Annotated in this window: 4 protein-coding genes; 3 read left to right on the forward strand and 1 reads right to left on the reverse strand. The window is 73.4% G+C overall.

Annotation, left to right across the window (positions count from 1 at the left end; genetic code table 11):
- The coding region (locus AB0C69_RS38740; RefSeq protein WP_360361034.1) for a sugar ABC transporter ATP-binding protein at positions 1–942 on the reverse strand (942 nt) is incomplete at its 3' end.
- Between the two features lie 300 nt (positions 943–1,242).
- On the opposite strand from AB0C69_RS38740, the gene AB0C69_RS38745 reads away from it, so the two are divergent.
- The 3 genes from AB0C69_RS38745 to AB0C69_RS38755 form a co-directional block, all read left to right on the forward strand.
- Positions 1,243–2,325, forward strand: coding sequence for a substrate-binding domain-containing protein (locus AB0C69_RS38745; protein WP_360361037.1), 1,083 nt, complete (start codon positions 1,243–1,245; stop codon positions 2,323–2,325).
- The gene (locus AB0C69_RS38750; RefSeq protein WP_353833042.1) at positions 2,322–3,035 is read left to right on the forward strand and encodes a heterodisulfide reductase-related iron-sulfur binding cluster; all 714 of its coding nucleotides are present in this window, start codon (positions 2,322–2,324) and stop codon (positions 3,033–3,035) included. Before AB0C69_RS38745 ends, AB0C69_RS38750 begins: the two co-directional genes overlap by 4 nt.
- A gap of 65 nt (positions 3,036–3,100) precedes the next feature.
- The coding region (locus tag AB0C69_RS38755) for a LutB/LldF family L-lactate oxidation iron-sulfur protein (RefSeq protein WP_360361040.1) at positions 3,101–4,427 on the forward strand (1,327 nt) is incomplete at its 3' end.

A 4,427-nucleotide genomic window follows, 5' to 3' on the forward strand; every position in this document is an offset into this window, starting at 1 on the left:
GGCGTCCCAGCGGTCCACGCCGAAGACGGCGCGGGCGACCTCGCTGCGGCCGGCGCCGACGAGCCCGGCCAGCGCGACGATCTCGCCGCGGCGGACCTCGAAGGAGACGTCGGTGAAGGCGCCCTCGCGGGTCAGCCGGCTCACCTTCAGCGCGACCTCGCCGGGCGTGACGTCCTGCTTGGGGTAGAGCGCGTCGAGGTCGCGGCCGACCATCCGGCGGACGAGGTCGTCGGGGGTGATGTCGGCGACCATGTCGGTGCCGACGTAGGTGCCGTCGCGCAGCGTCGTGACCCGGCGGCAGATCTCGAAGATCTCCTCCAGCCGGTGCGAGATGAACAGCACCGCGCAGCCGCTCTCCTGCAGGCTGCGGGTGACCGCGAACAGGCGCGCGACCTCCTGGCCGGTGAGCGCCGCGGTCGGCTCGTCCATGATGAGCACCCGCGCGTCCCGGGAGATGGCCTTGGCGATCTCGACGACCTGCTGGTCGGCGATCGACAGGCCGCGGGCGGGCTGCTGCGGGTCCAGCGCGACGCCGAGCCGCTCGAACAGCCGCGCCGTCTCGGCGTGCATGGCGCGGCGGTCGATGCGGCCGAGCGCGCCGCGCGGCTGGCGGCCCATGAAGATGTTCTCCGCGACCGACAGGTCGGGGAACAGCGTGGGCTCCTGGTAGATGACCGCGACACCGGCGGCCTGCGCGTCGGCGGGGCTGTTGAAGGCCACCGGCTCGCCGTCCACCCGCACCTCGCCCGCGTCGGGGCGGTGGACCCCTGCGAACGTTTTTACGACGGTGGACTTGCCGGCGCCGTTCTCCCCCGCAAGGGCGTGCACCTCGCCCGCGTGGAGCTCCAGGGTGACCCCCTGCAGCGCGCGGACCGCGCCGAACGACTTACTCACGTTGACCAGTGCCAATGTCGGCGGCGCCGAGCGGCCCGGTGCACTCATCGCGGCCCTCCTCGCGGGGGTCGTCTGTGACGTACAGATGAAAAACGTTTTAACGGGATGTTGCGGAGGACGCTAGATGTGACCCGGAGCACCCGTCAAGAGGGAACCTTGCCGCCAACCCCGCCCGACGCTGCGAGAAGCCCGTGCTCGCAAGGGCCCGCGACGTTCAGAAGTCGTACACGGCCAGGACCGGCCGCCAAGGTTTCGGAGCCCGTGGACCCCCACCACGGGTTGACACGTTTTAATCGAATGACCAAAGTGAGCGGCGACACAGCAGCGGACGACTCGGGGGCACACAGATTGGGCGCAGACGAGACCGGCCGCTCCGCGCCGCCGGGCAGGACGGTCGGCATCAAGCAGGTCGCGGCGCACGCCGGCGTCTCGCCCGGCACCGTGTCCAACGTGCTCAACCGGCCCGAGCGCGTCGCCGAGACCACCCGCGTCCGCGTCGAGCAGGCGATCCGCGATCTCGGCTTCGTCCGCAACGGCTCGGCGTCCACCCTGCGCGCCGGGCACAGCAGCACGATCGGGCTGATGGTCCTCGACCTGGCCAACCCGTTCTTCACCGACGTGGCGCGCGGCGTGGAGGACACCGCCAGCGAGCGCGGCTACGCGGTGATCCTGTCCTCCTCGGGCGAGTCCGACGAGCGGGAGCTGCGCAACCTGCGGGTGTTCGCCGAGCAGCGCGTCCGCGGCGTCCTGCTGACCCCGGTCGGCGACGACGGCGAGGCCGCCGACCGGCTGAGCGAGCGGGGCGTCCCGGTGGTGCTGCTCGACCACCCGACGCCGCGCGCCAACCAGTGCTCGGTCGCCGTGGACGACGTCGCCGGCGGCGAGCTCGCGGTCCGCGAACTGCTGGACGCGGGGGCCCGGACGCTGGCGCTGGTGACCGGGCCGGCCGTGCTGCGCCAGTGCGTCGACCGGCGCAAGGGCGCGCTGCGGGCGCTGCGCGCCGCCGGGCTCCCCGGGAAGGCGATGCGCGAGGTCGCGGTGGGGGCGATGAACGCCCGGTCCGGGCAGGAGGCGGCCCGGCGGCTGCTGGAGGCCGGCCCGCCGCTGCCCGAGGCGATCTTCTGCGCGAACGACCTGCTCGCGCTCGGCGTGCTGCGCGTCCTGCTGCAGGCCGGGATCAAGGTGCCGGATGACGTCGCGCTGATCGGGTACGACGACATCGAGTTCTCGGCCGCCGCCGCCGTCCCGCTCAGCTCGGTGCGGCAGCCCACCTACCAGCTCGGCCGGATCGCGACCGAGCTGCTGCTGGAGGAGTGCGACGACTCGGGCGGGCACGCCCACCAGCAGGTGATGTTCCAGCCCGAGCTGGTCGTCCGCGAGTCCAGCCGCTCCGCCCTGGGCGGCCCCGCCCTCGGGAGGCAGGCACTGTGAAGGTCGCGCTGTTCCTCACCTGCGTCAACGACACGATGTACCCGGGGACGGGCCGGGCCGTGGTGCGGCTGCTGCGGCGCCTCGGCCACGACGTCGAGTTCCCCGAGTCGCAGACCTGCTGCGGGCAGATGCACCTCAACACCGGCTACCGGAAGCAGGCGCTGCCCCTGGTGAAGGGGTTCGCGGAGACGTTCGAGCCCTACGACGCGATCGTGACGCCGTCCGCGTCCTGCGGGGCGATGATCCGCGACTGGCACCCGCGGCTCGCGCCGCGCGCCGCCGGGGTCGCCTCCCGCGTGTACGAGCTGACGGAGTTCCTGGTGGACGTCCTCGGCGTCACCGACGTCGGCGCGTACTACCCGCACCGCGTCACCTACCACCCCACGTGCCACTCGCTGCGGATGCTGCACGTCGGCGACCGCCCGCTGCGGCTGCTGCGCGAGGTCGGCGGCATCGACCTGGTCGAGCTCCCGGACGCGGCCGAGTGCTGCGGGTTCGGCGGGACGTTCGCGCTGAAGAACGCCGAGGTGTCGGCCGCGATGTGCGCCGACAAGGTCACCGCCGTCCGGGAGACCGGCGCCGAGACGCTGTGCGCGGCGGACAACTCCTGCCTGATGCACATCGGCGGCGCCCTCACCCGCACCCGCGCCGGGGTGCGGACCGTCCACCTGGCCGAGATCCTCGCCTCGACGCGGGAGGAGCCCGCATGACCTCGCCCGCGCGTACACCGTGGGGGGACGACGCCCCACACCCCCCGGTCGGCTCCGCTCAGGCGATGCCGACCTACCTCGGAATGCCGTCGTTCCCGGACGCGGCCCGCCGCGCGGTGGCGGACCCGCGGCTGCGCGCGAACCTCGCGCACGCGACCACCACGATCCGCGGGCGCCGCGCCGCCGCGGTGGCCGAACTGGACGACTGGGCCGCGCTCCGCGAGGCGGGCAAGCAGATCAAGGACCACGTCCTGGCGGACCTCGGGCACTACCTGCGGCTGCTGGAGGAGAAGGTCACCGAGGCCGGCGGGACGGTGCACTGGGCCCGCGACGCGGCCGAGGCCAACCGGATCGTCGCGGACCTGGTGAAGGCCACCGGCGAGACCGAGGTCGTCAAGGTCAAGTCGATGGCGACGCAGGAGATCGGCCTCAACGAGTTCCTCGCCGAGGAGGGGATCACCGCCTACGAGACCGACCTGGCGGAGCTGATCGTCCAGCTCGGCGACGACCGGCCGTCGCACATCCTCGTCCCGGCGATCCACCGCAACCGCTCCGACATCCGCGACATCTTCCTGCGCGCGATGGAGGACGCTCCGGAGGACCTGGCCGACGCGCCCGCCGAGCTGGCCGAGGCGGCCCGCCGGCACCTGCGCGCCAAGTTCCTGTCGGCGAAGGTCGGGGTGTCGGGCGTGAACTTCGCCGTCGCCGACACCGGCACGCTCGTCGTGCTGGAGTCGGAGGGCAACGGCCGGATGTGCCTGACGCTCCCCGAGACGCTCATCTCGGTGATGGGCGTGGAGAAGATCGTGCCGAGCTGGCGGGACCTGGAGGTGTTCCTCCAGCTGCTGCCCCGCTCGTCCACCGCCGAGCGGATGAACCCCTACACCTCGACCTGGACGGGCGTGTCCCCCGGCGACGGCCCGCGCGACTTCCACCTCGTCCTGCTCGACAACGGCCGCACCGCCACCCTGGCCGACGAGGTGGGCCGGCAGGCGCTGCGCTGCATCCGCTGCTCGGCGTGCCTGAACGTGTGCCCGGTCTACCAGCGCGCGGGCGGCCACGCCTACGGCTCGCCCTACCCCGGCCCGATCGGCGCGATCCTGTCCCCGCAGATCAGGGGCATCGGGTCGGAGGTGGACGCGTCGCTGCCGTACGCGTCGACGCTGTGCGGGGCCTGCTTCGAGGCGTGCCCGGTCGCCATCGACATCCCGGAGGTGCTGGTGCACCTGCGGGCCCGCGCCGTCGAGAAGGGGCCCCGGCATCCGCTGGAGCGGGTGGCGATGGCCGCGGCCGGGTGGACGCTGCGCTCCCCCACCCGGCTCGGGCTCGCGCAGCGCGCCGCGTCCGCGAGCCGCCGCGCCGTGGCGCGCGGCGGCCGGATCCTGCGGCTGC

The organism is Actinomadura sp. NPDC048032, assembly GCF_040653175.1.
GTDB classification, from domain to species: Bacteria; Actinomycetota; Actinomycetes; order Streptosporangiales; family Streptosporangiaceae; genus Spirillospora; species Spirillospora verrucosospora.